This window comes from bacterium (genome assembly GCA_027622355.1).
Lineage (GTDB): Bacteria > UBA8248 > UBA8248 > UBA8248 > UBA8248 > JAQBZT01.
This window is the reverse complement of record JAQBZT010000270.1, coordinates 1-3,930: the sequence shown is the minus strand read 5'-3', so window position 1 is coordinate 3,930 and position 3,930 is coordinate 1. Positions and strand designations below refer to the sequence as shown.

Genomic DNA, 3,930 nt, shown 5'->3' with positions numbered 1-3,930 from the left:
CATTTTTGAAGTTATTTTCGGGAAACCCGTATCCCCGTCTTCAAGAAATCGTTCTCAACTTCCAAGATTCCTTCTTTCACATCCTTGGACACAGAGGCGAGAAAAAGGGTTCATCGCCTTGTGACACGTGGGCGGTGCGGCTTACGCCGCTTTCTTCTCTTTTTTCGACTGGACCGCCACGACGGCGGCGTCCACTTTCTGGGCCACCCGGGGGGCGAGATGCGAAAGCCCGGCCGGTCCCGTGAAGAAACCGCCCTCAGCGCCGCCAAGCAGGACGAGGTCGGCACCGGTTTCCTGGGCCACCGCCGCAATCGCAGTGGCGGAGTCGTCGAAGCGCACCGAAAGCAACACCTCGAAGCCGATCTTCTCCAGCAACTTGCGGAAAGATTCAAGATATTCGATTCCGCTCCGCCTCCGGGCCTCCATGATCTGATCCGAATAGACGATGTAGCCCTCGAGGCGGAAGGCATTCGCAATGGGATGCTCCACCAGAAGGAGGTGCACCTTTTCCACGGCGGGCGCCATCTGGATCAACTCGTCAATCGAAACCTCGGCGCTCTTCGTTCCATCCAGCGCAATCAAAGCATTTTTGTACATGATGTTCTCCTTTTCCCTTCGGCCGGCGGAACTTACGCGGCCTGCCGGAAGATGTCCTGTTCGAGCTGCGCGTTCAGGCGCCGGCGTTCGGCGAGAATCTCCGCCGGGTCGCCGATTTCGGCCTCGGTCCGGGCGTTCGAAATTACGGCTCGCGTCATCATGGCCCACAGGAAGAGCCACGAAACGACGACCGTCAGCGCTACGATTGCAATATTCAGCAAGAATTCCATGATTGACCCCTTTCTTTTATTTTGGGCCTCCCGCTCGGAAGGCAGTATTTGTCCGAAAACCTTCCTACGCGGCCTTCCGCATCGGCTCTGCCGCTTCCTCTTCCGGCAGGCGATTGAGCTGGCCGAGCGGGCGATTCCCCTCGGCGTTCACCGGATGCCGGTAGTCCCGCGCCAGGGGAATTGCACTCTCGGCCAGCTTCCAGGAGAGATAGGGCAGCGCCAACGAGAACCCCACAACGAATGTCACGCTTGTTACGGCCAACAGAATTTCCATGATTCACCTCTTCTTTCTTTCTTTTTCCGCGCCGGATCGCCCGGCGGAAAAGTTCGATTGTTGAACACCGTCCGACGACATATGGCCAGCGCATGCTTTTCACTTTTCAATACAAGCAAATAACGTGCCAATTCCATGAATAGCTATATATTAATTGAATTCAATTAGTTACATGGACAGACCGAAATCGGGGGGGCCGCTTTTTGAACGATATATCGTAACTTAACGATATATCGTTGCCAAATTGTCGGCCACTGCCCATAAAAACGAGGATTCCGTGGGGAGGGATGGGGCGGGATCAGGCCTTTCCGGCGATCTGGGCTTTCCGGCTCCGGCCGTTCTGGCGAATGCCGAGCTTTTTCATCCGGCTCTGCAGGGTGGTGGGCTTGACGCTGAGGATGCGGGCGGCGCCCCGCTCGCCGGATACGATGCCGCCGGTGCGTTCGAGGACGCGCAAAATGTACCGCCGCTCATACTCTTCGAGCGAGGTGAGCTCTTCTTCCCCCTCTTTTTCCGGGATGTCGCCCAGCCTTTGCTTGTCGAAAAGAAGGATTTCCTCCGTCCCCAGGACGAGCCCGCGCTCGACGACGTTTTCCAGCTCGCGGATGTTCCCCGGCCAGTCGTACCGCACGAGTCTGTCCATCGCATTCCGGTCCACTCCGCGGACGCGCGGGTTCATGCGCGGGGCGTGCTTGCGGATGAAATATTCGACCAGATACGGGATGTCCTCCTTGCGCTCCCGAAGGGGCGGAACGTGGAGCGGAATCACGTTGAGCCGGAAATAGAGATCGCTCCGGAATTTTCCCTCCTGGACCTCGGCCTCAAGGTCCCGGTTGGTGGCGGCGATGATGCGCACGTCCACCCGTTGGGTCTGGGTGCCGCCCACCCGCTCGAACTCCCGCTCCTGCATCACGCGGAGTATCTTCACCTGAGCTTCCATGGATATCTCGCCGATCTCATCCAGGAAGATCGTCCCCTTGTGGGCCAGCTCGAAGCGGCCGATCCGCCGCTCGATGGCGCCCGTAAAAGCGCCCCGCTCATGGCCGAAAAGCTCGCTCAGCAAGAGCGTGTCCTGCAGCGCGGCGCAGTTTACCTTCACGAGAACGCGGTCCTTCCTCTGGCTCAGATTGTGAATGGCGCGGGCGACGAGCTCTTTCCCCGTTCCGGTCTCCCCCAGAATGAGCACAGTCGCCTCCGACGGGGCCACGCGGCGGATCATGTCCTTCACCGCGGAGATCGCCCGGCTGTTGCCGATGAGGTTCTCGAAATTGTGGACCGTTTTCAGCTCCTCGCGCAGGCAGAGCGCCTCGTTGAAATGCGTCTCGCGCAGGTCATCCAGCTGCCGGTAGGCGCGCGCATTGGCCACGGCGGTCGCGATATGGGGCGCCACCTGCACGAGAAACTCCCCCATTTCGGAGGTGAACTGCCCGGGCTCCGTGCTGGCCACCGCCAGCTCGCCGAACACCTTGTCCTGGATGACCAGGGGAACGCGGATGCCGCTGCGGATCCCGCGCTTGAAGACGATCTCATCTTCCGCGAAGGGGCGCTCTTCCTGAAGGTCGTGGTAAATCAGATAAGGCTCGTCGCGATGCTCCATCAGCCAGCCGAGCGCCCCGCCCTTGACGGGGACGTCCCTTCCGGGAAGGTCCACCGTCTCGCCCCCGCGGGTGATGTTCGTCCAGGTATAGGTCTTCCCGTCCGGATTCACGATCAGGAGGGCCACATGGTCGAGCGGGAAAAGGGACTCCAGCTCCGTCGCCACGCGGCCAAGGACCACATCCATGTCGAGGCTCGAGTTGAGGACATGGCCAATCCGCAAAATGACGCGATATCGCTCCTCGGTACTCAAATTACGCGTGGGCATGGAACCTCCTAATTTATCTATAAACAACTATTTAACACGATTCGCCTTCAAAGATAGAAACGAAATATCGTAACTTCCGAATTTGTACACCCGCCTCCGGGGGAATGCAAGAGCCCCGGTTTCCGGGGAACTCCCGCCGCCGCCCAAGGATTGTGGGGGCCCCGGAAAGGTGGCATGTTGGCGGACCGGAAAACCCGTGCCGCGGAGGCCCCGCAGATGCCACCCCTATCGCTCTACATCCATCTTCCCTTCTGCATCCACAAGTGCGGCTACTGCGACTTCAACTCCTACGCCCTGGACACCCTCCTCGAAAAAGGCCACGCCGGGGACAACTGGGCAGCGGACTACGCAGGAGCGCTGATCGCCGAACTGGAGGCCCGCGCGCGCGCCTATCGTCTCGGCGGGCGATCGGTTCAGAGCGTATTCTTCGGGGGCGGCACCCCCTCTCTTTTTCCCCCGGCGGAAACCGGCCGCATTCTTGAAACCATCCGCCGGCTTTTCGGCCTTGAGAACGATGCCGAGATCACGGTGGAAGCCAATCCCGGGGCGGCCGACGCCGGGCGCTTCGAGATGCTGCGGGAGATGGGGGTGAACCGGATCAGCATCGGGGTGCAGACCTTCGATGACGCCGCTCTCCGCCGCCTTGATCGCGTCCATACGGGCGAGGAAGCCCGCGCCGCGTTCCGCTCCGCCCGCGCCGCCGGATTCGGAAACATCTCGCTCGATCTGATGTTCGGAATCCCTTTCCAGGATATTGCCGCCGCGGAGGCCGATCTGGCGTCCGCCATCGCGCTCGGGCCCGAGCACCTCTCGGCCTACGAACTCACCATCGAGCCCGGCACCGCCTTTCACGCCCGGCAGGCCCGCGGAGAGCTGGCGGGGCTCCCGGACGAGGACACCGCGCTCGAAATGTGGGGGCTTCGCGACCGGATGCTCGAAGGGGCCGGCTACCGGCGCTATGAGAT

5 protein-coding genes are annotated in these 3,930 nt (G+C 60.8%); 1 reads left to right on the top strand and 4 read right to left on the bottom strand.

Features of this window, described 5'->3' with window-relative positions; genetic code table 11:
* Window positions 1-141: 141 nt before the first annotated feature.
* The 4 genes from O2807_13155 to O2807_13140 all read right to left on the bottom strand — a co-directional run bounded on the left by O2807_13155 (window position 142) and on the right by O2807_13140 (window position 2,965).
* Window positions 142-597 carry a universal stress protein gene (locus tag O2807_13155; GenBank protein MDA1001448.1) on the bottom strand — a complete coding sequence of 152 codons (456 nt, stop codon included), beginning with the start codon at window positions 595-597 and terminating at the stop codon, window positions 142-144.
* 32 nt (window positions 598-629) lie between these two features.
* Window positions 630-827, bottom strand: coding sequence for a hypothetical protein (locus O2807_13150; protein ID MDA1001447.1), 198 nt, complete (start codon window positions 825-827; stop codon window positions 630-632).
* A gap of 64 nt (window positions 828-891) precedes the next feature.
* Window positions 892-1,101, bottom strand: a complete 210-nt coding sequence (locus O2807_13145) for a hypothetical protein (protein ID MDA1001446.1) — start codon at window positions 1,099-1,101, stop codon at window positions 892-894.
* 298 nt (window positions 1,102-1,399) lie between these two features.
* Complete coding sequence (locus tag O2807_13140) at window positions 1,400-2,965, bottom strand: sigma 54-interacting transcriptional regulator (GenBank protein ID MDA1001445.1); 1,566 nt, start codon at window positions 2,963-2,965, stop codon at window positions 1,400-1,402.
* 216 nt (window positions 2,966-3,181) lie between these two features.
* Between O2807_13140 and hemW the strand changes: the two genes are divergently transcribed.
* A partial coding sequence (gene hemW, locus O2807_13135) for a radical SAM family heme chaperone HemW (GenBank protein ID MDA1001444.1) occupies window positions 3,182-3,930 on the top strand: 749 nt, incomplete at its 3' end.

Excerpts from the sequence above, each read along its gene's own strand:
- O2807_13150 (MDA1001447.1), bottom strand. The coding sequence starts at position 827 with ATGGAATTCTTGCTGAATATTGCAATCGTAGCGCTGACGGTCGTCGTT.
- O2807_13140 (MDA1001445.1), bottom strand. The coding sequence starts at position 2,965 with ATGCCCACGCGTAATTTGAGTACCGAGGAGCGATATCGCGTCATTTTG.
- O2807_13155 (MDA1001448.1), bottom strand. The coding sequence starts at position 597 with ATGTACAAAAATGCTTTGATTGCGCTGGATGGAACGAAGAGCGCCGAG.
- O2807_13145 (MDA1001446.1), bottom strand. The coding sequence starts at position 1,101 with ATGGAAATTCTGTTGGCCGTAACAAGCGTGACATTCGTTGTGGGGTTC.